This window comes from Atopomonas hussainii, from assembly GCF_900109735.1.
GTDB classification, from domain to species: domain Bacteria; phylum Pseudomonadota; class Gammaproteobacteria; order Pseudomonadales; family Pseudomonadaceae; genus Atopomonas; species Atopomonas hussainii.
The window spans coordinates 20,563-45,039 of the sequence record NZ_FOAS01000003.1; the positions used below are offsets into that span (position 1 = coordinate 20,563).

Annotated in this window: 21 protein-coding genes; 9 read left to right on the forward strand and 12 right to left on the reverse strand. The window is 58.9% G+C overall.

Annotation, left to right across the window (positions count from 1 at the left end):
- Nucleotides 1–7: 7 nt before the first annotated feature.
- Entirely contained in the window at nucleotides 8–526 is a 519-nt protein-coding gene (locus BMX80_RS03195) for a hypothetical protein (RefSeq protein ID WP_235821596.1), read from the reverse strand.
- A gap of 95 nt (nucleotides 527–621) precedes the next feature.
- On the opposite strand from BMX80_RS03195, the gene BMX80_RS03200 reads away from it, so the two are divergent.
- The 3 genes from BMX80_RS03200 (at nucleotide 622) to BMX80_RS03210 (ending at nucleotide 4,798) form a co-directional block, all read left to right on the forward strand.
- Nucleotides 622–3,300, forward strand: coding sequence for a sensor domain-containing phosphodiesterase (locus tag BMX80_RS03200; protein WP_074865054.1), 2,679 nt, complete (start codon nucleotides 622–624; stop codon nucleotides 3,298–3,300).
- A 107-nt stretch (nucleotides 3,301–3,407) separates the two neighbouring features.
- On the forward strand, nucleotides 3,408–4,037 hold the full coding sequence (gene msrA, locus BMX80_RS03205) for a peptide-methionine (S)-S-oxide reductase MsrA (RefSeq protein ID WP_074865058.1): 630 nt from the start codon (nucleotides 3,408–3,410) through the stop codon (nucleotides 4,035–4,037).
- 101 nt (nucleotides 4,038–4,138) lie between these two features.
- Complete coding sequence (locus BMX80_RS03210) at nucleotides 4,139–4,798, forward strand: hypothetical protein (RefSeq protein ID WP_074865061.1); 660 nt, start codon at nucleotides 4,139–4,141, stop codon at nucleotides 4,796–4,798.
- Nucleotides 4,799–4,834: 36 nt separating this feature from the next.
- Here BMX80_RS03210 and BMX80_RS03215 read toward each other — a convergent pair whose 3' ends face one another.
- Nucleotides 4,835–5,725, reverse strand: a complete 891-nt coding sequence (locus tag BMX80_RS03215) for a 23S rRNA (adenine(2030)-N(6))-methyltransferase RlmJ (RefSeq protein ID WP_074865064.1) — start codon at nucleotides 5,723–5,725, stop codon at nucleotides 4,835–4,837.
- Nucleotides 5,726–5,864: 139 nt separating this feature from the next.
- On the opposite strand from BMX80_RS03215, the gene BMX80_RS03220 reads away from it, so the two are divergent.
- The 3 genes from BMX80_RS03220 to BMX80_RS03230 all read left to right on the forward strand — a co-directional run bounded on the left by BMX80_RS03220 (nucleotide 5,865) and on the right by BMX80_RS03230 (nucleotide 11,099).
- Nucleotides 5,865–7,667 carry an acyl-CoA dehydrogenase gene (locus BMX80_RS03220; protein ID WP_074865067.1) on the forward strand — a complete coding sequence of 601 codons (1,803 nt, stop codon included), beginning with the start codon at nucleotides 5,865–5,867 and terminating at the stop codon, nucleotides 7,665–7,667.
- 253 nt (nucleotides 7,668–7,920) lie between these two features.
- Nucleotides 7,921–10,065, forward strand: coding sequence for a hypothetical protein (locus tag BMX80_RS03225; RefSeq protein ID WP_074865070.1), 2,145 nt, complete (start codon nucleotides 7,921–7,923; stop codon nucleotides 10,063–10,065).
- Between the two features lie 377 nt (nucleotides 10,066–10,442).
- Nucleotides 10,443–11,099: an endonuclease I family protein gene (locus BMX80_RS03230; RefSeq protein ID WP_074865073.1), complete on the forward strand. Its 657-nt coding sequence runs from the start codon at nucleotides 10,443–10,445 to the stop codon at nucleotides 11,097–11,099.
- A gap of 198 nt (nucleotides 11,100–11,297) precedes the next feature.
- On the opposite strand, the gene BMX80_RS03235 is transcribed toward BMX80_RS03230, so the two are convergent.
- The 9 genes from BMX80_RS03235 to bioB form a co-directional block, all read right to left on the reverse strand.
- A complete protein-coding gene (locus BMX80_RS03235; RefSeq protein ID WP_074865075.1) occupies nucleotides 11,298–13,076 on the reverse strand; it encodes an acyl-CoA dehydrogenase C-terminal domain-containing protein in 1,779 nt (592 codons plus the stop codon).
- A gap of 191 nt (nucleotides 13,077–13,267) precedes the next feature.
- Entirely contained in the window at nucleotides 13,268–15,073 is a 1,806-nt protein-coding gene (locus BMX80_RS03240; RefSeq protein WP_074865078.1) for a phenylacyl-CoA dehydrogenase, read from the reverse strand.
- Between the two features lie 168 nt (nucleotides 15,074–15,241).
- Nucleotides 15,242–16,033, reverse strand: a complete 792-nt coding sequence (locus BMX80_RS03245; protein ID WP_074865081.1) for a putative metalloprotease CJM1_0395 family protein — start codon at nucleotides 16,031–16,033, stop codon at nucleotides 15,242–15,244.
- Between the two features lie 18 nt (nucleotides 16,034–16,051).
- Nucleotides 16,052–16,375 carry a hypothetical protein gene (locus tag BMX80_RS03250; RefSeq protein ID WP_071870865.1) on the reverse strand — a complete coding sequence of 108 codons (324 nt, stop codon included), beginning with the start codon at nucleotides 16,373–16,375 and terminating at the stop codon, nucleotides 16,052–16,054.
- Nucleotides 16,376–16,434: 59 nt separating this feature from the next.
- Nucleotides 16,435–17,133, reverse strand: a complete 699-nt coding sequence (gene bioD / locus BMX80_RS03255; protein ID WP_071870866.1) for a dethiobiotin synthase — start codon at nucleotides 17,131–17,133, stop codon at nucleotides 16,435–16,437.
- 9 nt (nucleotides 17,134–17,142) lie between these two features.
- The gene (bioC, locus tag BMX80_RS03260) at nucleotides 17,143–17,931 is read right to left on the reverse strand and encodes a malonyl-ACP O-methyltransferase BioC (RefSeq protein ID WP_074865085.1); all 789 of its coding nucleotides are present in this window, start codon (nucleotides 17,929–17,931) and stop codon (nucleotides 17,143–17,145) included.
- Complete coding sequence (locus BMX80_RS03265; RefSeq protein WP_074865088.1) at nucleotides 17,924–18,643, reverse strand: alpha/beta fold hydrolase; 720 nt, start codon at nucleotides 18,641–18,643, stop codon at nucleotides 17,924–17,926. Before BMX80_RS03265 ends, bioC begins: the two co-directional genes overlap by 8 nt.
- Nucleotides 18,636–19,814: an 8-amino-7-oxononanoate synthase gene (gene bioF / locus BMX80_RS03270; protein WP_074865091.1), complete on the reverse strand. Its 1,179-nt coding sequence runs from the start codon at nucleotides 19,812–19,814 to the stop codon at nucleotides 18,636–18,638. Before bioF ends, BMX80_RS03265 begins: the two co-directional genes overlap by 8 nt.
- Nucleotides 19,815–19,904: 90 nt before the next feature.
- Nucleotides 19,905–20,963 (reverse strand): biotin synthase BioB, encoded by a 1,059-nt coding sequence (bioB, locus tag BMX80_RS03275; protein ID WP_074865094.1) that lies wholly within the window; start codon nucleotides 20,961–20,963, stop codon nucleotides 19,905–19,907.
- 77 nt (nucleotides 20,964–21,040) lie between these two features.
- Here bioB and BMX80_RS03280 point away from each other — a divergent pair, with 77 nt between their 5' ends.
- From BMX80_RS03280 to rarD, 3 genes are all read left to right on the forward strand, one after another.
- Nucleotides 21,041–21,769 carry a ComF family protein gene (locus tag BMX80_RS03280; RefSeq protein WP_074865096.1) on the forward strand — a complete coding sequence of 243 codons (729 nt, stop codon included), beginning with the start codon at nucleotides 21,041–21,043 and terminating at the stop codon, nucleotides 21,767–21,769.
- Between the two features lie 25 nt (nucleotides 21,770–21,794).
- The gene (locus BMX80_RS03285; RefSeq protein ID WP_074865097.1) at nucleotides 21,795–22,757 is read left to right on the forward strand and encodes a serine/threonine protein kinase; all 963 of its coding nucleotides are present in this window, start codon (nucleotides 21,795–21,797) and stop codon (nucleotides 22,755–22,757) included.
- A gap of 62 nt (nucleotides 22,758–22,819) precedes the next feature.
- A complete protein-coding gene (gene rarD, locus BMX80_RS03290) occupies nucleotides 22,820–23,710 on the forward strand; it encodes an EamA family transporter RarD (protein ID WP_139214007.1) in 891 nt (296 codons plus the stop codon).
- Nucleotides 23,711–24,192: 482 nt separating this feature from the next.
- On the opposite strand, the gene BMX80_RS03295 is transcribed toward rarD, so the two are convergent.
- Nucleotides 24,193–24,381 carry a hypothetical protein gene (locus BMX80_RS03295; RefSeq protein WP_074865102.1) on the reverse strand — a complete coding sequence of 63 codons (189 nt, stop codon included), beginning with the start codon at nucleotides 24,379–24,381 and terminating at the stop codon, nucleotides 24,193–24,195.
- Nucleotides 24,382–24,477: the final 96 nt, after the last annotated feature.

A 24,477-nucleotide genomic window follows, 5' to 3' on the forward strand; every position in this document is an offset into this window, starting at 1 on the left:
GCGCGGCTTAACCGCGCTGCAAGTTGCGAATCAAGAACGACAAGGTTTTCGCCAGCTCTGCTGCGCCCGCGTGATCACGCACTATGGTCAGCCATACGCTGTTATCGCGCGGGCTGAGAATCTGGCAAACCGGCTTGCTGGCCTCGCAGCGGTACTCAATAAACGGGTCGATACCAAACACCGCCAACTGGCTGTTGCGTACCTGCACACGGCCTTGCTGGCGGCGCTCTTCACGCGCTTGCAGCACACCCTTCTCGGGGCTGTTGAGCTGATAAATCAAGTCTTGCGCATCGGCTTGCCCCACCTGATAGCCAGCCCGGTACGCATGGGTCTGCAACAAGCTGTTGGCGTGCCGTAGCAAGGCTTCACGGTCGCTCTTGGTCAGATAAAGCGTGCGCAGCTCTTGCAGATATTGCTGCTGCTCGTCACTCTGCAAGGCAGACTCAGCCTGCACCGCCCAGCTAAAGCTGAGAATGACTAGGCCGATACAGGCTTTATGGAGTTGTTTTTTTAGTTGCCTAACCATGCTTCACCTTCGCCGGATTGCTACATTGCTGTTAGATGCCCCAAAGAGAATACCGCAGGCCCTGCCACGGCAGCGCGCCTCGTTGAGAAGCGAGCATGGAAAAACCCGCCAACGCGCCGCATAGCGCAGGCTTAGACAACGCTCAAGCGTTACCGCACCTCGCGCAGCTGGGGCTGCTGCGCTATGTGCGCCGCAATGATGCCAGCTGGCAGATGCTCTCGGTGGACGAAGCCTGCAGCGCCATTCTAGGCCTTAACGCCGAGCAGTTGTGCTGCAGCGAGCACAGTTATGCGCGCTGCCTGTATGCCTGCAATCGCGAGCAACTGCACGCCGAAGTGCAACAGCAGCTGAGTAAACGCGGCTTTTTTCGTCTGCATTACTACCTGCAAACCCCCGGCGGCTTACATCGGGTTTGCGAAACCGGACAACGCCAAGCAGCCGACCACGACACCCTGCGCGGCTACCTCTGGCTAGAACCAGCGCCCGAAGAAGCTCGCCAACTACAAACACTGCAGACCGATAACGAACGCCTGCGCAGCTCGCTGGAGCTATACCGCAAAGCACAGGACAGCCACCTCGAACACCTTGCCCGTTCGCGCGCGCAGCAAGATTTGTTGCTGGCGATCACCAAGCACGCTTACCACACCGCAAGCCCGCTGTTAGAGGCTGGGCAGATGATCACCCGCGCCGCCTGTGAGGTGTTCAACGTCAACCGTATTGGCGCGTGGCGGCTACAAGGCTCACTGCTGATCCCCATCGCCTTGTATCAGCGTGACGAGGGCTGCTTTGCCAAAGTCGATACGCTGGATATTCAACTCTTTCCGCGTTACCTCAAAGCCCTGCAAAGCGGCCGCAGTATTGATGCGCACAACGCCCAGCAAGACCCGCGCACCAGCGAATTAACCCTGAACTACCTCAAGCCGCTGAATATCAGCTCGATGCTGGATGCCGCCATTCGCGCCGAGGGCCAAGTGGTCGGCGTGCTGTGCCTTGAGCGCCAAGGCGAGACCCGCCATTGGCAAGCCGACGAAATCGCGTTTGCCGCCGCGCTGGCCGACCAGCTCAGCCAAGCGCTGCTGCTCGAAGAGCGCCAGCAGGCCAGCAGCACGCTCAACCTGTTCCGTCGTGCGCTGGAGCAAAGCGCCAGTGCGGTGATTCTGGTCGACCGCTTGGGGCGCATCGAATACACCAACAGCCGCTTTAGCGACATCACCCAATACGAGCCCGAACAACTGAACGGGCAGCTGCTCAGCGAACAAGAGTTCCTCGCCCCACTTGCCGCCTTATTGCGCCAGCCGCACCAAACCTTCGGCGCCGATCATCGCTGGCAAGGCGAATTCAAAAGCTATCGCAAAGACTTAGCGCCTTATTGGGCACAGCTGTCGCTGTCGCGCGTACTCAGCGAGCATGGCGAACTGACCCACTACCTGGGCATCTTTGAAGACATCACGCAAAGCAAGCTCGACCAGCAGCGTATCGAACGTTTGGCCTACGTCGACGACCTCACTGGCCTCGGCAATCGCGCTTACTTCCTGCAAGAGTTGGATGACTTTTTTGGCAGCCGCGATGCCCACGGCGAACGCGAAGCCTGCTTGATGCTCATCGACGTGGACAACTTCAAGCGCATCAACGACAGCCTCGGCCACCAGACCGGCGACAAACTGCTGATGGCCTTGGCCAAGCGACTGGGCAACAGCGTGCGGCAAATGGGCAAGCTGGCGCGGCTGGCCGGCAATGAGTTTGCCGTGCTGTTGGAAGACTGCGACCTCAGCGCCGCGCACAGCGTGGCCGATGAGGCGCTAGACACCCTGAGCAAACCGCTGTTTTTCGATAACCAGCTGATTAACCTCACCGTGTCACTGGGCTTGGCCTGCGCCAAACAACACGCCGAAGACCCGCCGACCCTGCTGAAGCATGCAGGCCTTGCCCTGCACAAAGCCAAATCAAGCGGCAAAAATCGCGCCTGCGCCTTTGATGAAAGCCTGATTGCTGAAGCCTCTTACCGCCTGTTCTTAGAAAACAACCTGCACCGTGCTCTAGAGCTGGGCGAGCTGGAAGTGCATTACCAGCCGAAAATCCACCTTGGCCACGGCAAGCTGCAAGGGCTCGAAGCCCTGCTGCGCTGGCGCCACCCGGAAAAAGGCATGATTCGCCCTGATCAGTTCATCAGCGTGGCGGAAGAAACCGGGCTGATCCTGCCGATTGGCAAGTGGGTGATCCGCGAAGCCTGCCAAATGCTCAAGCGCTTAGGCAGCCATGGTCTAGATCAAGTCAAAATCGCCATCAACTTATCGCCTAAGCAATTCTCCGAACCCGATCTTGCTGGCGCGATTGCGAAAATTCTCCAAGAAGAAAACATCGACGGCACACGGATCGAACTGGAACTCACCGAAAGCCTGCTGATGGACGCCAGCCAACCGCTCTTGGATGTGCTCGAGTCCCTCAAATCCCTAGGCTTAAGCCTAGCCATGGACGACTTCGGCACCGGCTACTCATCGCTCAGCTACCTGAAAAAATTCCCCATCGACGTGCTGAAAATCGATCGCAGCTTCGTCATGGATATTCCTCAGCAAGAGGAAGACATGGAAATCACCGCCGCGGTGATCGCCATGGCGCACAACCTACGCCTGAACGTGGTCGCCGAGGGCATCGAAACCCGCGAGCAGCTGCAGTTCTTACGCCTGCACAAATGCGACATCGGCCAAGGCTACCTGTTTGACAAGCCACTGCCGCCGGATGAGTTGATCGAACGCCTGAAACGCTACCAGCGCTAAACGCCTGCTGCGCGTACTATCGACGTAACAGGCAACGCCGCACGCACTCTGAATAAGAGCACCGCACCCAAACGGCCGTCGCCATCGCAACAACCGAGGAGACTGACATGAGCGATAAGTCCAGCCTACCCACCGCCGAGCAAGCCTTACCCGGCCGGCCTACTCCCCTGCCGCTGCACAATGTGCATGCTGTTAACGGCAACCCGTTAATCGGCCCCTTTCCCGAGCACTTAGAGGTTGCACAGTTTGGCATGGGCTGTTTTTGGGGGGCCGAGCGGCGCTTCTGGCAGCAACCCGGCGTGTGGAGCACCGCAGCAGGCTATGCCGGCGGCTATACGCCAAACCCTACCTATGAAGAAACCTGCACCGGGCTAACCGGGCACACCGAAGTGGTACAGGTAGTGTTTGACCCGGGCAAAATCAGCTTTGCCGACTTGCTGACGCTGTTCTGGGAAGCCCACGACCCCACCCAAGGCATGCGCCAAGGCAACGACCGCGGCAGCCAATACCGCTCCGCGATCTATTGCCACACCCCAGCGCAATTACAAGCCGCCCAAGCCAGCGCCGCCGTTTTTGAAGCCGAACTGCGCCGCGCCGGCTTCGGCTCCATCACCACAGAAATCCGCGATAACGTGCCCTTTTATGCCGCCGAGGATTACCACCAGCAATACCTGCACAAGAACCCCGGCGGTTACTGTGGGCTGCGCGGTACGGGCGTGTGTTTTGGCGAAAGCTAAGTGCAAAACCGCGCAACACCTCACTCGACAGGACAACGCGGCCAGCTAGACTAGGTCAGCCGCGCTCAGCCCGAGTGCGGCCCTACGACACGGAGTGTCTTATGCAAAAAAGCCTTATCGGCGCGGCTATGCTTGCCGCCGCTTTTACCTCCAGCGCCTACGCCGAATCATCCCTCAAACTTTTCAGTGAGCCAGGGGACTATATCGGTGGCGGTAAGCAATACAGCTACAGCGAACCTGCAGCGACTTTCCAATACACCGAGAACTACCACAAAGGCATTACCGTCAATATTAACGCGGGCAATGAGTGGTGGTCGTTGATCTTAGTCAGTGGCGACAAAACGCAACTCAAGCCCGGCGTGTATCTCAATGCCGAGCGCTTCCCATTTCAAAGTGCCGGTAAACCCGGCTTGAACTTCAGCGGTTCAGGCCGTGGCTGTAATACGCTCACCGGGCAATTCGAAGTACTCGAAGTGGGTTATGACGAAGCCGGCAAGCTAAAAAGCCTCGGGGTAAACTTTGAGCAGCACTGTGAAGGCGGAGTACCTGCTTTGTACGGCAGCCTGTACTTCAATTCGCTACCCGCAGTAGGGGCAAGCACGCAGGGCGTTTCAGTACAGCGCGTCATTTGCCGTAACGTGACCACCGGGCAACGTGTTCGCTTTAACAGTGACGCGCCCACCTTTGACTGCCGCAAGCAGGGTTTACAGGTGAATACCGGGGATCGCGTCACCATTACCGTGCAAGGTGCTGCGTACTAATAATCGCTGCAGAGCCTTGAGGGCTTCCCTCAAGGCTCAACGTGCTTTTTGCCGCGGCTTACGCGGCTTCGCTCCCGGAGTCGGTGCCAGCACCGGCTCTTCGATCAACCAGTCGAGGCGATAGCCGCCGCCACCTTGATCGAGCAGCTTTAGCAGCTCCGGCAGGCCAGTACGCAGCTCCTCTTCCAGCGGCCACGGCGGGTTCACAATCGCTAAGCCACTGCCATTGAGTGACGCGGCGTTATCCGCCGGGCGTACCCACAACTCGGCACGCAACAGCTTTGGCGCGCCACTGTTCGCCAGCGCTTGGTAAAAGCCTTTGAGCTGCTTTTCGGCCTTGATCGGGTACCAGATAGCCACTACCACTTGCCGCATGCGGCCAATGGCCTCTTGCAGGGTGTTAACCGCTTGGCTGAATTCGTCTTCCGCTTCAAACGGCGGGTCGATCAGCAACAATGCGCGCTTTTCTTCTGTCGGCAGCAAGGCTTTACCAATCTGCCAGCCGTCACGCTGATGGCAGATCACCCGCTCGTCGTGGCGCATGTTGTCTTTGAGCAAAGCAAAATCTTGCGGATGTTTTTCACACAGCTGCAGGCTGTCGTACTCGCGCAATACACGGCGCGCCAGCTCTGGGGAGCCCGGGTAATAGCGCCGCTCTCCCTCGCTATTTAGCGCCGCCACTTGCGCGAGGTAATCGGCCAACAAGGGGCTGTTACTCTGCGCAGGCAAACGACCAATGCCGCTGTGCCACTCGCCAGTTTTACCCGCCTCCACACCGTGCAAGTCATATAAACCAACGCCGGCATGGCTATCCAAATAAGCGATGGGCGCCTCTTTGCGCTGCATCAGCACTAACATGCGTTGCAGCACGGCGTGTTTTAAGACATCAGCAAAATTGCCGGCGTGGTAGGCGTGGCGATAATTCATACAAACCTCATTGAGCAGGTGCGCATTGTAGCGCTGCCAGCTTAATTATCGCCCGCCATTCCCGCTTGCCATGATGATTTGCGCCCCTCTTGTGGTGGCGTACTCTGCCAAAACTGACCCTCAACGAAGGCACGCACACATGGCCGACACCCTACTTTGCCGCCGTAACTTGGCGTTTGAACTGTACGAAATGCACAACGCCGAAGCGCTGTGCGAGCGCCCGCGGTTTGCCGAGCACAACCGCGAAACCTTCGACGCCGCCTTAGGCACCGCGCACAGCATCGCCCGTGATTTGTTCGCCCCGCACAATCGCAAAGGCGATGAGCACGAGCCGCAGTATGTGAATGGCGCCGCCGAGCTGATCCCAGAGGTCGCACCGGCGCTGACCGCGTTTATCGAAGCGGGTTTTTTAAATGCCACGCGCGACTTCGAGGTCGGCGGCATGCAGCTGCCTAACTTGCTCTCGCAGGCCTGCTTTGCGCATTTTCAGTCGGCCAATATTGCCTCTAGCTCGTACGCCATGCTGACCATGGGCGCCAGTAATCTGATCGAAGCCTTTGGCAGCGCCGAGCAACAGCAGCGCTTTTTAACCCCAATGATCGAAGGCCGCTTCTTCGGCACCATGGCGCTCACCGAGCCGCATGCTGGCTCGTCCCTATCGGACATCCGCACCAAGGCCGAGCCCGCCGCCGATGGCAGCTACCGGATCAAAGGCAACAAGATTTTTATCTCCGGCGGCGATCAGCCGATCTCCGAGAACATCGTACACATGGTGCTCGCCAAGCTGCCCGACGCCCCAGCCGGGGTGAAGGGCATCAGCTTGTTTATCGTGCCCAAGTTTTTAGTCAACGACGACGGCAGCCTCGGCGCGCGTAACGATGTGGCGCTGGCGGGTTTGTTCCACAAAATGGGCTGGCGCGGCACCACCTCCACGGCGCTGAACTTTGGCGATAACGACAACTGCGTGGGTTACTTGGTCGGCAAGCCACACCACGGCTTGGCGTATATGTTCCAGATGATGAACGAAGCGCGCATCGGCGTCGGCATGGGCGCCACTATGCTTGGCTACGCCGGCTATTTGTATTCGCTGGATTACGCCCGCAACCGCCCACAGGGCCGCCACCCCGATGGCAAAAACCCGAGCAGCGCGCAGGTCAGCATCGTCGAACATGCCGATGTACGGCGTATGCTGCTCACCCAGAAAGCCTATGTCGAAGGCGCCTTCGATTTGGGCCTGCTCGGTGCGCGACTGTTTGATGACAGCCTGACCCTGCCGACTGAAGACGAGCGCCAGCAAGCATTGGAGCTGCTCGACCTGCTCACGCCGATTATTAAATCGTGGCCGTCGGAGTTCTGCCTCAAGGCCAACGAGCTGGCGATACAAATCCTCGGCGGCCATGGCTACACCCGCGAATACCCGGTGGAGCAGTACTACCGCGACAACCGCCTGAACCCCATCCACGAAGGCACGCACGGCATTCAGTCGCTGGACTTGCTCGGCCGCAAAGTATCGATGAACGGCGGCGCGGCGCTGAAAGCCTTGCTCAAGCAAATCCACAGCACTTGCGCACAAGCGGCCGAAATGCCCGAGCTGAACGGTCTGCGTACGCCACTGGAACAACTGGTCAACCGCTTACAAACGGTCACCTTGGCACTGCTCGGCGACTTAATAGCCGGCAAGGTCAACCAAGGCTTGGCCAACTCGGCGCTGTACCTCAAAGCCTTTGGTCACGCGGTGGTCGGCTGGCGTTGGCTGGCGCAAGCGGTGGTCGCACAACAGGCTCTAAACACGGCTCAAGGCGACGACGTGGCTTTCTATCAGGGCAAGCTGCAAGCGGCACGCTACTTCCTCACCTGGGAAGTGCCCAGCTGCCAGCACGAACTGGCCCTACTGGAAGCGCGCGACGACACCTGTTTAGCCATGCAGGATGCGTGGTTCTAATCGCCCCGCGCCCCACTTCGCACTGGCGCCGCTTCTAACCCTGCACTAGGGTTAAACCTGATGCTTGCTTGAAAGCACGCACACCATTAGGTTTAGAGACAAGGCGTCAGTGCGAGGTGGCTTGTGTAGGAAACGCGTTTCACCCCTGTGAGCTGCTACTTATTTATCAGTGCAGCACCCCGGACGTTTTCTACCGCCATCACCCTCTGCCGGCTGCAATAACAAAAAGCTTGGCACACCCAAGGAGTAGGTGATGGCAAAACAAGAAGAGCAAGGCACCGTCGAGGCGAGCCAAGACGACAACACCGTCGAAAAAACCAACAAAGCCAAAAGCGCCAGCAAGCGCAAAGTCAGCGCCCCAGAAACCCTGCCGGTGGATGGCCGCAAGCCGCTGTATTTTGTCGAGCGCGATCTGGAAGAAATTCTTCAGCACTTAGACGGCCTGCGCAGCGAAATTTACCCGCGCCCCGATAGCGAAGAATTTATCCCCTCGGAAAACCACTTTCCCTCGGTGTGCTTGATTGGCCTGGGCCGCTGCGGTTCTAACATCGCGCTCGATGTGGCCAGCCTCGTTTACAACGCGCGAATGTTTTATCTAAACGAAGCGTTTAACGAAGAAAAAGCCCAGCAAGACCCCGAAGGCACCTCGCTACGCTGGATTCGCCGCCAGCTGCACATGCCGCGCAACAAGATTAATCCGGTGTATTTGATCGAGCCCATCGTGCTGCTCGGCGATTTGGACAAAGACATCAGCGGGCGCATTCGCCTCTCCACCCGCAATAATCAGAACAACTTCCTGCGCGACTACCGCAAGATGCAGGTCATGGACCTCTCGGAAGTTCACGCCGGCGGCGCCGGTAACGCGCCGATTTTGGGCCAGTACTTGGGCCGCATTATTCTGAATCGCGAGGCCGCGCAGTTCAGTCATGAAAGCTGGCGCCAATTGCACGCCTACCTCATCGACTCGTGCGGCATTAAAGCCAACCAATCGCGGCTGTATTTCTATATTTTCAGCGCCGGCGGCGGCACCGGCTCGGGCATGGCCTCAGAATTCGGCCTCGCCCAGCAAAACGCCTATCTGACCAAAACCTTCGAAGTGGCCGAGCCAGAAGCCGAAGACAACCAGCGCCACTCGTTTGTCTTCGAGCCTATCTTCACCAGTGGCATCTGCATTCTGCCCAATATCAGCGACGACAAGGTCGAGCTGTCCGAAGCGCTGCACATCAACGCCGGCCGTCTGCTGTGTAAATACCTGTCGGAGGAGTGGGACTTCTCCTACAACTACGAAGACGAACGCGAACGCGATGGCGTAGAAAACGTCATGCAGCGCATTCGCCCGTGGAACGCCATGATGCTGATCTCCAACGACATCATGCGCTACGCCGAAGCCAGCGACGACGCGGTGACCCGCGACATCGACGTCAATTCGATGGAGCGATACGCCAACCAGTACATCTCGCAGCAGATCTTCAACATTCTTACTGCGCAAGCGGTGACCTCGGACTACGACGATCACTACTTCCGCCGCGCCGGCATCGACATTGGCGAAACCATTCGCCTCGACGCCAACGACCTGTTTATGAGCCTCGCCGGCCCCGTGGCGATTGCCTACGCCGAAAGCGTGGTGCCAGACCTCAACGGCGAGAAGCGCAGCGGGCAGATCGATATCGACGACCTGTTCTGCCGCTCCATCGACCTACCGCACTTTAACGAGCAAACACGCGCCATTGAGGGCATTAGCTTGCTGCCGGTGGAGGCAGGACACTACCGCGAGGCCCTGCAAAGCTTCCGCGAAGGTGACTACAACGCCGCCAGCCTGCGCGAGCTGCACTTCTTCAAGAACTGCTCGTCGGTGGTGTCGATTGTCTCGCTGCCCAAGGACTACAAGCTGTCGTACGTAGACCTCAACCGCCTGAAAACGCACCTGAATAACTTATTTCCCAACACCACGCTTAAGCGCTACGCGCTGGTAATTGGCGCCTCCGCCAACCTGTCGCTGACCACCTTAGTGGCGAAAAGTCCGTGCCTGTCGGATGACTTCCTCACCCTGCTGGTGGCCTATATCAAGCGCTGCTTCGCCAAGGACGAATACCGTTTTGACGAGCGCCTCGACCAACGCATTCTCGATTTGATTCAGAACGATGACTTCGACGAAGCGCAGATCGACGAACTGGTCAACGCCTACGAAAACCCGGCGAAGATTCTCGACACCAACTGGTTTGCCATTAAGCCGATGTACGAGCGCAAGTACCGCGAGTTGATTCGCGATGACGAACGCTTTACCTCGATTAACGACATCCGCCTCAGTGCCACCAACATCAAGAAGGCCATCCGTTACCTGCGCGAGATCTATCGCCACCGCATCAGCCGTATCCGTATGCTGAGCCTTAGCCACTAAACCGTCGGCTAGAAACGACAAAGCCCGCAGTATTCAACCTGCGGGCTTTGTCACTTTTCTCTGGGCAAAAAAGAAACCCCGCCGAGGCGGGGTTTGCAGACTAAAAATTCTGACAATCCTTGATCAGAGTGCCGTCCTAGCACTGTTCCCTTCAATCCCTTTGCTGTGTGTGCGTCCTGCACAACGTCCTTGTGTGAGTAAAGATACGGGTTACACGGGGTGAGCAAAAGCAGCCATTGCCGCCACGTTGTGTAAGCCAAAACTTACACGGCGTCAGCAAGAATAAAAGGCGCAGGTGTTTTCTAACTAAAAGCTCTGTTCTAGACTCAGTTCACACTTATAAAAATAAACAGATCAGCATTCATGCGAGGTCTACTATGCGCCAAAGCTATGCCGTGTTGGCTCTCTGCCTGCTTTCACCTTGGGCCTTTGCCTCTGGAGGTGGTCAAGAGCGTTTGAGTGATCCCAAACAAGCCGAGCAAGAGTTCTTCTGGCCTGTGGTGTATGCCAATGGCGGCAGTTCGCTGTATTGCGACAAGGCCTTCAATGAAGAGGGTGGCTTGTTTACCGCCTCGGCGGTGTACACCAAGAAGCAAATCAAAAGTGCGCTGCGCTGCTTGACCGACAAGCAATGTGCGCTGAAGTCGGGCCGCTACCAGCACATGCTGTCGGATTTACATAACCTGTACCCGGCCCTCTCCCGCGTTGAGCTAAGCCGGCGCAATGCCAATTTTGGCGACTTGGCCGACAGCGTGCCGAGTAAGTTTGCCGATATCGACTGCGAGTTCCGCACCACCTTCCAAGTGGTCGAGCCGCGTGATGCCGCCAAGGGCAACATCGCCCGCGCCATCTTCTACATGCATCGCGAATACGGCCTGCCGATTATTGGGCAGGAGCAAATGTACAAAGAATGGCACCAGCTCGACCCTGTGGATGACGCCGAACGCGCCCGAAACGATGTTATTGAAGGCATACAAGGCAACCGCAATGCGTTTATCGACAACCCGGCACTGGTCAACGAGTTAGTGCCTTAACCGCAGCCCCAATAAAAAACCCGCCGAAGCGGGTTTTTTATTGCCTAACGAACGCCAAGGGGCGCTGACTTAATCGGCGAACGAATCAAGCGCAAGGCGTACGGCGCGCAGCAACCGAGACATACCGTCAGGTAGGCGAGATTGTGAGCACCGCACAACACAGCGATTGAGTCGTGCAGGCATTAAATCAGCGTCTCCTTAGAACTGCGCAGCGTCGAGCAGATACAGTGACTCGCTACCGGCTTTAACCGATGCGGTCAGCGATTGCGTACGCGGCAGCAGGCGCGCGAAGAAGAAGCGCGCGGTGCCCAACTTGCTCACGTAGAACTCGTCCTGATCTTGCTTGGCCAGCGCAGTACGCGCCATCAATGCCCACATATAGGCATAGGCGGTGTAGCCAAACACTTGCAGGTACTCGACCGACGCCGCACCGATTTCGTTGGGGTTTTGCTTGGCTTGCGCCAGTACCCAGTTGGTCAGCTCGTCGAGGTTTTCTACCGCGGCCTTCAGCGGCGCGGTGAACTCGGTCAAATTGGCGTCAGCACCGGCGATGAAGGTTTTGATTTCATCGGCGAAGTGCTTGTAGAAGCTGCCACCGTTACCCACCACCTTACGCCCCATCAGGTCCAGCGACTGAATGCCATTGGTGCCTTCGTAGATCTGGGTGATGCGGCAATCGCGAATCAGCTGCTCTTGGCCCCACTCACGAATGAAGCCGTGGCCGCCGAAAATTTGCTGGCCATGCACCGTGGTTTCCAGACCCATGTCGGTCAGGAAGGCCTTGGCAACCGGGGTCAGCAGTGCCACCAATTCTTCGGCGCGGGTAGCAACGGCTTTGTCTTCGCTGTACTTGGCAGTGTCCAGCTGCATAGCCACGTAGCTGGAGAAAGCACGGCCGCCTTCGTTCAGCGCTTTCATGGTCAGCAACATGCGGCGCACGTCCGGATGCACGATGATCGGGTCGGCGGCCTTGTCTTTCGCCACCGGGCCAGTCGGCGCACGGCTCTGGATACGGTCACGAGCGTACTCAATGGCGTTCTGGTAAGAGCGCTCACCCAGCGACAAACCTTGGATGCCTACACCCAAACGCTCGTAGTTCATCATGGTGAACATGGCATTCAGGCCCTTGTTCACTTCACCGATCAGGTAACCGGTAGCGCCATCGAAGTTCATCACACAGGTAGCCGAAGCCTTGATGCCCATCTTGTGTTCGATAGAGCCACAGCCCAAGGTGTTCTTCTCACCCAGCGAGCCATCGGCGTTGACCATCACTTTCGGCACCAGGAACAGCGAGATACCTTTCGGGCCAGCTGGCGCGTCAGGCAGCTTGGCCAGTACCAAGTGAATGATGTTTTCGGTCAGGTCGTGCTCACCGCCGGTGATGAAAATCTTCGTACCGGAGATTTTGTAGCTGCCATCGGCTTGCGGCTCGGCCTTAGTACGGATGATGCCCAAGTCGGTGCCGGCATGCGGCTCGGTCAAGCACATGGAGCCCGCCCACACGCCGGAGTACATGTTCGGCAGGTACTGCGCTTTCAGCTCTTCGCTGGCGTGGTTGAGGATCGACAGACAGGCGCCAGCGGTCAGCATCGGGTACAGACCGAACGACAGGTTGGCCGAGTTGACCATTTCTTCGACTTGCGCGCCGATCACCTTGGGCATGCCCATGCCGCCGAACTCCGGCGAGCCGCCAACACCCACCCAGCCGCCTTCGGCATAGGTGTTATAGGCTGCGGGGAAGCCGGCCGGGGTCTTCACCACGCCGTCAGTCCAGGAGCAGCCTTCTTCGTCACCGCTACGGTTTAGCGGAGCGATGGTGCCGGCCATGACTTTGCCGGCTTCTTCCAGAATGGCGCTGGCGGTTTCTTCATCCACCACCTCGGCCAGGCCTGGCAACTGTGCCCACAGCTTGGACACTTCAAAAACTTCATTGAGCACAAAGCGCATGTCGCGCAGCGGGGCCTGATAATCTGCCATGGTGCGTTCCTCTATCCGGTTCAGGGCATGCTCGCGCCAGCGCTAGCATGAGTGTGACTGCAATTCTAGCCGAACAACGAATCAGGCCTGTAGCGTCACATTAAGACCGAAAGGTCACGCCATTAGTTGCCGCCCAATAAAAAACGCCCACCGAAGCGGCGGGCGTTTTTTGACTCAGACAACGCGGGCGATTAGTAGCCCAGCGCGAAGTCTTCTTCAGCCAAATCCATCAGGTTGCCAGCACCGGACAGCATAGCTTCAGCATGCATGCGGGTACGCGGCAGGATACGGTCGAAGTAGAACTTAGCGGTCTGCAGCTTAGCCTTGTAGAAGGCCTCTTCGCTGGTGCCGGCTGCCAGCTTCTCAGCTGCCAAGCGCGCCATGTCAGCCCAGAAGTAAGCCAAGCAGGCGTAACCGGAGTACATCAGGTAGTCCACCGAGGCGGCACCGACTTCTTCGCGGTCTTTCATCGCGGCCATACCAACCTTCATGGTCAGATCGCCCCACTCTTTGTTCAACGGCGCCAGCTTAGCCAGCAACGGCTTGATCGCTTCGTTGCCTTCGTTGGCCTGGATGAACTTGTGCACGATCTTGGTGAAGCCTTTCAGGGCTTCGCCTTGGGTCATCAGAACCTTACGACCCAGCAGGTCGATCGCCTGAACACCGGTGGTGCCTTCGTACAGCATAGAGATACGGCTGTCGCGGACGTTCTGCTCCATGCCCCACTCAGCGATAAAGCCGTGGCCGCCGTAGATTTGTACGCCGTGGTTAGCAGCTTCGAAACCCACTTCAGTCATGAAGGCTTTAGCAATCGGCGTCATGAAGGCCAGCAGCGCATCGGCTTGCTTAACGGCTTCTTCGTCTTTGCTGTACTTAACCACGTCAACCAGCTTGGCGGTGAAGTACACCATCGCACGGTTACCTTCAGCGAAGGCTTTCATGGTCAGCAGCATACGACGCACGTCTGGGTGCACGATGATCGGGTCAGCGGCTTTTTCCGGCGCTTTCGGGCCAGTCAGCGAACGCATTTGCAGACGCTCACGAGCGTACTTCAGACCACCTTGGAAACCGATTTCGGCGTGCGCCAAACCTTGCAGAGCAGTACCCAGACGGGCAGTGTTCATGAAGGTGAACATGCAGTTCAGACCTTTGTTGGCGGGGCCGATCAGATAACCGGTGGCGCCATCAAAGTTCATCACGCAAGTAGCGTTACCGTGGATACCCATCTTGTGCTCGATCGAGCCACAAGAAACAGCGTTACGCTCGCCGGCATCGCCCGCAGCGTTCGGCAGAAACTTCGGCACGATGAACAGGGAGATACCCTTAGTGCCAGCCGGTGCGTCGGGCAGACGCGCCAGTACGATGTGCACGATGTTCTCAGACATGTCGTGCTCACCGGCAGAAATAAAGATCTTGGTGCCGGTCACTTTGTAAGAGCCGTCAGCCTGCGGCTCGGCCTTGGTGCGCAGCATGCCCAAGTCAGTACCGCAATGCGGCTCGGTCAAGCACATGGTGCCGGTCCACTCGCCGGTTACCAGCTTGGTCAGGTAGGCATGCTTCTGCTCGTCGGTACCGTGCTCGGCCAGCGTATTCATAGCGCCGTGCGACAGACCTGGGTACATGCCCCACGACCAGTTGGATTCACCAACCAGCTCGCTGATCACCAGACCCAGCGACTCTGGCAGGCCTTGACCACCATGCTCAACAGAGTGAGCCAAGCTCGGCCAGCCGCCTTCAACGTACTGCTGGTAAGCTGCTTTAAAACCAGTCGGGGTTTTTACGCCGTCTTCCGACCAAGTACAGCCTTCGAGGTCACCAACGCGGTTCAGCGGAGCAAGAACCTGCTCACAGAACTTAGCGCCTTCCTCAAGAATGGCGTTGCACATGTCCGGGGTGGCTTCTTCGCAACCTGGCAGGCTTGCGTAGTGGGCTTCATAGCCCAGCAATTCGTCACGTACGAAGCGGATATCACGCAAGGGAGCCTTGTACTCGGGCATATCGGTAAACCTCAGAGATTGAGTCCTTGGAAGACGAACGCACCATGCGTTCGCGTCTGGGGATGGGCGGTGCCACCCCATCCGGCGCTAGAACTTTTTCAGCGTAGCAGGCCGGATATCAAACAGGCGTTTGAAACATACGTTTACGCCAGCAAACTTGTCAAGCCCTCAGGCCTCAGCACTGAAACCGACACCCTCAGCGGGCGATAACGCCGACAGGCGTCGGTACAAGGTTAAATCAAACGGCGAGCGAGTTAAGCGCTCGCTTTGCTCACGGTCTTGCTGGCGTTGCTGATCATCTTCTTCGGCCGCTAAACGATCGGCTTCGCGCTGCTCTTGCGCCTGCACTTGCTCGTTGCGGTTTTTCTCCGCCAGCTCGGCACGCGCCTCAGTCAGCGCCGCCTGCGCTTGCGCGGCAATACGTAAGTCGGCCGAGGACGGCTCCGCCGGTGCCAACGCGGCACGCAGCACCTGCTGCATTTTGGCTAACGTAGCCTCGGGGTCGCCATTAACCGGCGAAGCATCAATCGACACTTCGCCCGCAACGGCATAGCTACGCCCATCCGGGCCGCGCTTAAAGGTGTAGGACGGCGCGCCGGCATATTGCCCACCCACCGCCGCATGCGCTTGCTCGTGGGCACGCACTTCGGCATCGCGCGCAGATAAACGGCTGATCTCTTGCTGATCCTTTTGCTGCTGCTCAGCGTCTTGCTGATCGCGCACCTTGGCTTCTTGCGCTTCTTGCTCCTGCTGAGCGCGCAGCTGTTCAGCTTGAGATTGCTCGCGCTGCGCACGCCCCTGCTCGTCCGGCGAGCGCGCAGAGCCCAGCGCCGCACTGCCTTCATTCACTGGTGGCAGCGTGGTTTGGCTGGGATCAGCAATCACAGGGGCTTGCGTAGTGCGTACCGGCGCAACCGCTACGCTTTGCACAGGCAGCGCCGGGAGCGGCGAGACGTTCATGACCTTGCTCGCAGTGCCTTAGGCGCGCACGTCCACCAGCGTACCGAGCACTTCGTCAGCGGTGGTGATGACTTGCGCACCGGCCTGCGCTTCGGTTTGCCCGACGCGCAGTTCGACGAGGCTATCGGCCACATCAGCGGTGGGTTCTGGCGCACGCACTGGCGGGGTGTTCTGCGCTGGGTCAGGTCGATTGGCCTGCTGCGCTTGCGCCGCTGCGGCTGGCTGCTCTTCACGCTGCGGCAGGGTTTGCCGGGCGATGTCACTGCCTGCCTGATCGATACGGCGCTGCCCTGCCTGCACGGCGCCAAGGCCGGCACTCAGTGCACTTCCGGAAATTTGCATGGTGATACCTCCGTCAGGCGGATGGATTCACCTTGATTAAAACAAGGATTGATCGTTTTTTATACAACCGAAGCCAGCGCACCGACCAATGGCGCCAGTTCAAGATGACCGGCCACGGTAGCCGCGTTGGCGTCCTGCAAATAAGGCACCTCGCCCAGGCAAGGCGCCGGCAACAGGCTGTGCAGGGTATTGAGGTTTTCCGCCAAGCGAGTGGTATTGGGATCGACAACATTGGCCACCCAGCCCGCAAGGCGTAAGCCATCGCGCTGAATGGCTTCAGCGGTGAGTAACGCATGGTTGATGCAGCCCAAGCGCACGCCCACCACCAGAATCACCGGAAACCGCAGCGCCTTGGCCAAATCCGCCAAGGTCTCATGCTTATATAAAGGCACGCGCCAACCACCTGCGCCTTCAACTATGGTGAAGTCGGCACCGCGCTTAAGCACCGTTTCTAGCGCTTGTTTTAGGCGCGCAACGGACAAATCCTCGCCGGCTTCACGCGCGGCAATGTGCGGAGCAATCGCCGGAAAGAAGGCAAACGGATTGACCTGCTCATAGGTTAACGGCGGAAAGCATTGGGCTTGCAGCGCCAGCGCATCTTCATTGCGCAGCCCTTGTGGCGTGACAATGCTGCCAGAGGCGACCGGCTTGCCGGCAGCGGTGGTCATGCCTTCTTGCCGCGCCTTGCACAGCAGGCCCGCGGCGATGGTGGTTTTACCGACTTCGGTGTCTGTACCGGTAACAAAAAACGCTGCCATGTTCGCTCCTTAAACCTTGCGTAATAGGCCGTAGACTACCCGGTAGGTTGCTGGCAAACCGTCTTCCGTGCGAAAGCTTTCATACGCCTGCTGTAAGGCCCGCAGGCGAGCACGACCAGTTAAACCCTCAGGGCGCCCCTGATTAATATTGTGCGCACCGACTTCTTTTAACGAACGCGTTAAGCTGCGCAAATCATTAAAGCACAGGATATGCGCCTGCTCCTGTAACCCGATCAGCTGCATGTCACAGTCTGCGACCAAGTTCTGATAATCATCCCAACGGCGAAAACGATTGACGTGTACACCGCCATCCACCGCCTGCCAGCTGCTGCGTAACTCGTGCAAGGTGCCTTGGCACAAACTACTAAACGCCAGCACACCGCCGGGACGTAAAACTCGCCGCGCCTCGCTGAGCACGGCGGCAAAATCGCCACACCACTGCACCGCCAAACTACTGATGAGCAAATCGACACTGTCGCTGGCCAGCGGCAGCGCCTCCGCATCGCCTTGCACATACGCAGACGCAGCCTCTTGCTGGCGCGCCACCTGCAGCATGCCCATAGCCAGATCCAGCGCCACACCCTGCGCGTGTGGATAACGGCAGGCCAAGGCGCGCGAGCAATACCCAGTGCCAACGCCGACATCCAACCAACGCTGCACCGTGTGCGTTGGCAGGCGCGCCAGCAGCGCATCGGCGACTTGCCGTTGTAGCTCGGCAACACCGTCGTAACTGCCCGCCGCCTTAGAGAACGAGGCAGCCACTAAGGCTTTATCCGGCAGGCGATAGGCCTCAGACATCGGCGGCCTCATGGACAAACACATCGACCAGCTCAGCCAACAACTCCGGTTGTTCCAACAGCAAGGCGTGGCTTAGGTCTTCAATCAGCTGCACTTCGACATCCGGCAGAATCGCCAGCAGATCGGGCGCGACCTCGGCTGGCACCAACGCATCATTACCGGCCAAAACATACAACTGCGGGCCGAGATAGCTGGCTAACGCCGCGCGGTTATCCAGCGCGGCCAAGTGCGCCAAGCCCGCCGGCAGCGCAGTGCACTCGGTTAGCGCGTGGCTTTGCAGAGCTCGCGCTAGCGCTCGCGGTTCGGCAGCGCCTTGGCTACACAGCAGACCAAAGCGCTTCAGCGTGGCCTGCAGGGCTTGGCTTAAACCCTCGCTAAACGCCTGCAATGTGGCAGGCGGCATACCATGCGGCCAATCAGGGCGCGCGACAAAACTAGGGCTGGCCGCCAGGCTGATCACGCCGGGGCAATGCTCGCCGCGCTGCGCCGCTAAAGCCTGCGCCAACTGCCCTCCCAACGACCAACCGAGCAGCCAAGCGTCTGCCGGCACATCCTGCTCCAGCGCGGCCAGCCAGTGCTCCGCTGGCACTTCCGGCAAACGATGCACACTGATGTGCCAGTGCGGGTTACGCGCCAACAAGGCTTGCCGTAAGGGCTCAAGCACATCAACCGAGAAACCCCAGCCGGGCAACAAGGCCAAATGATTACGCATGCTCACACTCCTGCCGCAGGGCACGCCACGCGATATCGAGCGCGCTCAGCAAGCGATCTACCTGTGCCGAGCTATGCGCCGCCGACAACGTCACGCGCAGGCGCGCACTGCCGGCAGGCACGGTGGGCGGGCGAATCGCGCCGACCAGCACGCCTTGCTCACGCAGGTGCGCCGCTAAGCGCAACGCATGCCCGCTCTCACCCACCACGATGGGCTGAATCGGCGTATCACTGGGCATCAAGGTCAAACCCAACTGCTCGGCGCCATGGCGGAACTGCTTGATCAGCGCCTGCAAATGCTCGCGACGCCAGGTTTCGCCTTGCAGCAACTGCAAACTCTTTAATGAGGCACAGGCCACCGCCGGCGGCTGGCTGGTGGTGTAAATGTACGGACGAGCAAATTGAATCAGGGTTTCGATTAGCTCATCGCTGCCGGCGACAAACGCGCCGGCGGTGCCGAAGGCTTTACCCAGCGTACCGACCAGCACAGGCACATCCTCGATGCTCAGCTGATAGTGTTCCACCACACCACCACCGTGCGCGCCGAGCGGGCCAAAGCCGTGGGCGTCATCCACCATCAGCCACGCGCCATGCTGCTTGGCGGTGGCGCACAAGGCGGGCAAGTCGGCGCAGTCGCCATCCATGCTGAACACGCCATCGGTGACCACTAAGGTATTGCCCTGCGCCTTGGCTAAACGACTCGCCAAGCTGTTCGCATCGTTGTGCAGATAACGACTAAAGCGCGCGCCGCTGAGCAAACCAGCATCCAGCAAAGACGCATGATTAAGGCGATCTTCCAGCACGGTATCGCCCTGCCCGACCAGCGCCGTGACAGCGGCCAGATTGGCCATATAGCCGGTGGAAAACAGCAGTGCACGCGGGCGGCCGGTGAATGCCGCGAGCGCCTCTTCCAGCTCATGGTGCGGCGCGCTATGGCCGATGACTAAATGCGAAGCGCCACCGCCCACGCCCCAGCGCTCAATGCCTACGTTAAAGGCAGCGCGCACCTCGGGGTGATTAGCGAGGCCCAGATAATCATTCGAGCAGAACGCCAACAGCGGCTGACCATCGACCACCACCTCGGGCCCTTGCGGGGTTTGCAGCAGCGGCCGCTGGCGGTACAAATCGGCCGCGCGGCGCTCGGCAAGGCGGCTAGTCAGATCAAACGGCATAGCGATACTCGCGCATCCAAAGGAAAACACCCCTCGCCCACTTAAGGCGAGGAGTTCAGCGTGTCGCACTCGCCCGCAGGCGAGCGGCGTTTAGGCCGATGCAGCGTCGTAAAACAGCTTAGTGTCGCGCTGCTCGACCAAGGCTTGTTCGATGGCGGCTTGATGCACTTCATCGGCGTGCTCTTCGCGCTCTTCGGGCTTGATGCCTAAACGCTTGAACAGGGCCATGTCTTTATCGGCTTGCGGATTGGCGGTGGTGAGCAGTTTTTCGCCGTAGAAAATCGAGTTAGCGCCCGCCAAGAAAGCCAGCGCCTGCATTTGCTCGTTCATCTGTTCTCGCCCGGCGGACAGGCGCACGTGCGACTTAGGCATCATGATGCGCGCCACCGCCAGCATGCGAATGAAGTCAAACGGGGCGACATCCTGCTCTTCCGCCAGCGGCGTGCCCTTGACCTTAACCAGCATGTTGATAGGTACGGATTCCGGGTGTTCCGGCAGGTTAGCCAGCTGAATCAGCAAGCCCGCGCGGTCATCCAGCGACTCACCCATGCCCAAGATGCCGCCTGAGCAAATCTTCATCCCCGCATCACGCACATAGCTCAGCGTTTGCAGGCGCTCGCTGTAGGTGCGAGTGGTGATGATGTTGCCGTAGAACTCGGGCGAGGTGTCCAGATTGTGGTTGTAGTAATCCAGCCCCGCCTTGGCCAGCGCGCGGGTTTGCTCTTCGTCGAGCTTGCCTAAGGTCATGCAGGTTTCCAGCCCCATGGCCTTCACGCCTTCGACCATTTTCAGCACGTAGGGCATGTCTTTGGCCGACGGGTGCTTCCACGCCGCGCCCATGCAGAAGCGCGTCGAGCCGATGCTCTTCGCCTCGGCTGCGGCCTGCAGCACCTTCTCGACTTCCATCAGCTTTTCTTTATCGAGGCCGGTGTTGTAGTGCCCCGACTGCGGACAATATTTGCAGTCTTCGGGGCAAGCGCCGGTCTTGATCGATAGCAAGGTCGAGACCTGCACGCGATTGGGGTCGAAATGCGCGCGGTGCACGCTCTGCGCTTGAAACAGCAAATCGTTGAACGGCTGAGTGAACAGCGCTTTTACCTCGTCGAGGCTCCAGTCGTGACGAAGCGGCGCGGCGGCAGTAGCGGACATAGCGGGTTCCTTGCAGCAAGACGGGGCCCGGCCTAAGGTAAATGCCGGACAGGATGTCTGGATAATAACGAGGCAATATGGACTGTCAACCAAGATCACTTTGCAAGGTTTACAGCTGGTTAAAAATCAACCATAACTGTTTACTGTGTGATGAGCCAAGCGACGGCACTCTGCCTCTGTGTCATGGCTGTGAAGACGACTTACCCTGGCTACTGAGTCACTGCCCTTGCTGCGCCGAGCCGCTACCGAGCGCGCAGTTATGCCCCCGCTGCCAACGCAAACAGCCGGCTTTTCATCAGGTGATCAGCCCGCTGCGCTACGCCTTTCCAGTCGATGCGCTGGTAGCACGCTTTAAAGCCGACCACGCCAGCCACTATGGCCGCCTGCTCTGCCAGCTACTGGCCCGCGAGCTACAACACCGCTTTAACGACGGCCTAGCCCGCCCCGACCTGCTCCTGCCTGTGCCGCAAAGCCCGCAACGCCTGCGCCAGCGCGGCTTTAACCAAGCCCTGTGGCTAACCCGCTGGCTGAGCCGCGAGTTAAAACTGCCGTGGCAAAAACACTGGCTCAGCGATAACGGCCAACACCTGAGCCAGAAAACCCTCGACGCCAAAGCCCGTGCGCGCAACCTCAACAGTGCCTTCAGTTTGACGAAACAGGCGCAGCCGCAAGGCCTGCACATTGCCCTGGTGGATGACATTGTCACCACCGGCAGCACCGCCAACGCCATCAGCCAAGTGCTGCTCAAGGCCGGCGCGCAGCAGGTGGATATTTACTGTTTGGCGCGCACCGCCAGAAGCCAATAAGCCGCCAGCGCAGTACACTGCGCCGATGAACGCACATCCTTACGACGCCTTAACCCCCGACCTTATCCTGGATGCGGTGGACAGCCTCGGCCTGATCACCGACGGCCGCCTGCTGGCACTGAACAGCTACGAAAATCGTGTCTATCAAGTGGGTATCGACGAGCAAACGCCGCTGATCGCCAAGTTCTATCGCCCCGAGCGCTGGAGCGATGCAGCGATTGCCGAGGAGCACGCCTTCGCCCTTGAGCTGGCCGCCCACGAGCTACCGGTGGTGGCGCCCTTGGTGATCGACGGCAGTAGCTTGTTCAGCCACCAAGGCTTTCGTTTTGCACTGTTTCCGCGGCGCGGCGGGCATTCCCCGGAAGCCGAAGACCCGGAACTGCTGTATCGCCTCGGCCAATTTCTCGGCCGTCTGCATAACATCGGTGCCACCCAGCCGTTTGCCCATCGCGAGTCGTTAACCCCGGCGCTGGCGCAGCACGCGCTGGCAGCACTCGAGGCCTTTACCGGGCACGAAAGTGGGTATTTAACCGCCGCCCGGCAGCTTATCGAGCAGGCCCAAGCACGCTTTAACGCCGTGAACCCCAGCCTGCTGCGCGGCCACGGCGACTGCCATATCGGCAACTTGCTGTACCGCGACGAACAGCTGTGGCTGGTCGACTTAGACGACACCCGCATGGCGCCGGCCATGCAAGACCTCTGGCTGCTATTAAGCCCCGAGCCGGACAGCCAGCGCCGCCAACTCACCGAGCTGCTGGATGGCTATGAAGAATTCCGCGATTTTCCGCGTGCCGAGCTAGCGCTGATCGAACCGCTGCGTGCCCTGCGCTTGGTGCTGCACGATGCGTGGCTGGCCAAACGCTGGAGCGACCCGGCGTTTCCCAAAGCCTTCCCGTGGTTTGACCAAAACGGCTACTGGGCCTCCCAAGCCCGGCGTTTTGACGAGCAGCGCCGCGCCTTAGACCAGCCAACTGTTACGCTCTATTAAGGCGCCGCTGTTAGGTGTTCACCTCTGGTGCAACCTCTAGACTGCGTTTTTAACGCATAGGTGTGCGCATGGCTTCGCTTCGCCAAGGCTATTTACTCGGCCTGACGTCCTACGTTCTGTGGGGATTATTTCCGTTTTACTTCAAACCACTGGAAAGCATTCCGGCGCTGGAAATCATCGTCCAGCGCGTGCTCGGCTGCGCCTTGGTCGGCAGCTTGCTCCTGCTGTGGTGGCGTCACCCCGGCTGGTGGCGCGAACTGCGCGACAACCCTAAACGCCTGCTGGCCTTAGCAGCCAGCGGCTTGCTGATTGGTTTTAACTGGACGCTCTATGTCTGGGCAGTGACCAACGAGCGCATGGTGGAAGCCAGCCTTGGCTACTACATCAACCCCTTGATTAACGTGTTGCTCGGTCTACTGCTGCTCGGCGAGCGCTTACGCCCGCTGCAATGGTTAGCCGTGGGCCTAGCCGCCGCCGGCGTGGTGACGCAAGTCATCCAATACGGCGCCGTGCCGTGGGTATCGCTGGGGCTGGCGTTCTCGTTTGGCTTTTATGCGCTGATTCGCAAGCAAGCGCAGGTCAGCGCCCTGCCGGGTTTAGTGGTGGAAACCTGGTTTATGGTGCCGCTGGCGCTAATCTGGTGGCTGGGCTTTAGCCAAGGGCCGACGCAAACCAGCGAACTGTGGTTAAGCCCGCTGGGTTTATGGTTAAGCCTTGCCGGCCTGGTGACCTTAGTGCCCTTACTCTGTTTTGCCGCTGCGGCGCGGCAGTTACCGCTCTCGACCTTAGGCTTCTTGCAGTACATCGCGCCGACCTTAGTGTTGATGGCGGCGGTGTGGGTATACGACGAGCCCTTCGACGTGCATCGCCTGTTCGCCTTTGCCTGCATTTGGGTCGCCTTGTTGGTGTTCAGTTTCGACAGCTGGCGCTGGCTGACCCGCAAAGCCCTGTAGCTGGTGAAAAAACAACCAGCGCTGGCCAGCCCAGAACTGGCGCTGGCCGGCGCTAGTCTTCCCAAACTCACTCACAGAGTTATCCACAACATCCGGGGATAACCCGAGCCAGCTAGAGCCTGTGCGCAGAATTCTGCCGGCCACTTCACAAAACCCTACAGAAACCTCTGCCGAGCCCGCAAAACTCCAATAAATGGCTATTTTTCAATCACTTAAAAACAGCGACCAGCCAGTCAGACAATCTTTGGTTATTTCTTGAGCAACCTTGCCCAGCCCACGCCCGACAAGGCCTGCACGCAGTCACGCAAAGCTTATCCACAGACTTACCCCACACTTCTGGGGAGAAACCAGCGTCTGTACACAGGGGCAACGCTGCCTAAGCAAAGCCACCGCTAAACCACCACGCTTTACACAGCGCCCACGCAAAAAAGCCGCAACGTAAAACGCTGCGGCTGATGAGAAGTCTGTATCGAAAAGGTGGATCAGCTGGCCAAACGGCCTGGGAAACCGACTTCGCTGATCAACATGCCATGGCGCACGATGCAGCGCTGGCCTTCGTGTTCCAAACGCAGTGGCACACGGGAAACAACCACCCAGCCATCGCTGAAGAGTTGTTCTATGTGTTTACGCAGAGCGTGAAACTGACGCTGCTCGGTTCTTGTCGAGTCCATTCGCTACCTCCTGGCTTTCGCCGTTACTGCTATCCGTTTCCAAGAAAGAAAAGTGCTGACCTCATGCTCAGCAGAGCGGCAGCCCCCGATTTTCGT

Bases quoted from the DNA above. Each gene is read 5' to 3' on its own strand.
- BMX80_RS03195 (WP_235821596.1), bottom strand. From the start codon at position 526: ATGGTTAGGCAACTAAAAAAACAACTCCATAAAGCCTGTATCGGCCTA.
- BMX80_RS03200 (WP_074865054.1), top strand. From the start codon at position 622: ATGGAAAAACCCGCCAACGCGCCGCATAGCGCAGGCTTAGACAACGCT.
- msrA (WP_074865058.1), top strand. From the start codon at position 3,408: ATGAGCGATAAGTCCAGCCTACCCACCGCCGAGCAAGCCTTACCCGGC.
- BMX80_RS03210 (WP_074865061.1), top strand. From the start codon at position 4,139: ATGCAAAAAAGCCTTATCGGCGCGGCTATGCTTGCCGCCGCTTTTACC.
- BMX80_RS03215 (WP_074865064.1), bottom strand. From the start codon at position 5,725: ATGAATTATCGCCACGCCTACCACGCCGGCAATTTTGCTGATGTCTTA.
- BMX80_RS03220 (WP_074865067.1), top strand. From the start codon at position 5,865: ATGGCCGACACCCTACTTTGCCGCCGTAACTTGGCGTTTGAACTGTAC.
- BMX80_RS03225 (WP_074865070.1), top strand. From the start codon at position 7,921: ATGGCAAAACAAGAAGAGCAAGGCACCGTCGAGGCGAGCCAAGACGAC.
- BMX80_RS03230 (WP_074865073.1), top strand. From the start codon at position 10,443: ATGCGCCAAAGCTATGCCGTGTTGGCTCTCTGCCTGCTTTCACCTTGG.
- BMX80_RS03235 (WP_074865075.1), bottom strand. From the start codon at position 13,076: ATGGCAGATTATCAGGCCCCGCTGCGCGACATGCGCTTTGTGCTCAAT.
- BMX80_RS03240 (WP_074865078.1), bottom strand. From the start codon at position 15,073: ATGCCCGAGTACAAGGCTCCCTTGCGTGATATCCGCTTCGTACGTGAC.
- BMX80_RS03245 (WP_074865081.1), bottom strand. From the start codon at position 16,033: ATGAACGTCTCGCCGCTCCCGGCGCTGCCTGTGCAAAGCGTAGCGGTT.
- BMX80_RS03250 (WP_071870865.1), bottom strand. From the start codon at position 16,375: ATGCAAATTTCCGGAAGTGCACTGAGTGCCGGCCTTGGCGCCGTGCAG.
- bioD (WP_071870866.1), bottom strand. From the start codon at position 17,133: ATGGCAGCGTTTTTTGTTACCGGTACAGACACCGAAGTCGGTAAAACC.
- bioC (WP_074865085.1), bottom strand. From the start codon at position 17,931: ATGTCTGAGGCCTATCGCCTGCCGGATAAAGCCTTAGTGGCTGCCTCG.
- BMX80_RS03265 (WP_074865088.1), bottom strand. From the start codon at position 18,643: ATGCGTAATCATTTGGCCTTGTTGCCCGGCTGGGGTTTCTCGGTTGAT.
- bioF (WP_074865091.1), bottom strand. From the start codon at position 19,814: ATGCCGTTTGATCTGACTAGCCGCCTTGCCGAGCGCCGCGCGGCCGAT.
- bioB (WP_074865094.1), bottom strand. From the start codon at position 20,963: ATGTCCGCTACTGCCGCCGCGCCGCTTCGTCACGACTGGAGCCTCGAC.
- BMX80_RS03280 (WP_074865096.1), top strand. From the start codon at position 21,041: ATGGACTGTCAACCAAGATCACTTTGCAAGGTTTACAGCTGGTTAAAA.
- BMX80_RS03285 (WP_074865097.1), top strand. From the start codon at position 21,795: ATGAACGCACATCCTTACGACGCCTTAACCCCCGACCTTATCCTGGAT.
- BMX80_RS03295 (WP_074865102.1), bottom strand. From the start codon at position 24,381: ATGGACTCGACAAGAACCGAGCAGCGTCAGTTTCACGCTCTGCGTAAA.